The following is a 280-nucleotide window of genomic DNA, read 5'->3' as shown; positions in this document are numbered from 1 at the left end:
TCTTTGGCAGCCATGTTTAGCTCCTGGCAGGGGCTCGGGAAGAGCCCGAAAATTCAGTTGACGGTGAGGCCGATGATCAGCCGATGATGCCCATGATGTCGGATTCCTTCATGATCAGAAGGTCTTCGCCATTGAGCTTGACTTCAGTGCCCGACCACTTGCCGAACAGGATGCGGTCGCCGGCCTTGACGTCCAGCGGGACGAGCTTGCCGTTTTCGTCGCGAGCGCCGGAGCCGACGGCGATGATCTCGCCTTCCTGCGGCTTCTCCTTCGCCGTATC

The 280-nt window shown here is 59.6% G+C and carries 1 protein-coding gene; it reads right to left on the bottom strand.

Annotated elements, in window-relative coordinates:
- Nucleotides 1-76: 76 nt before the first annotated feature.
- Nucleotides 77-280 (bottom strand): co-chaperone GroES (locus ACWGS9_RS35745; RefSeq protein WP_454509552.1); only part of this gene is annotated, 204 nt, incomplete at its 5' end.

The sequence above is a fragment of the Mesorhizobium sp. Arg314 genome (assembly GCF_053714275.1).
Note: the sequence above shows the minus strand (reverse complement) of the source record. Positions and strands in the feature narration are given on the sequence as shown.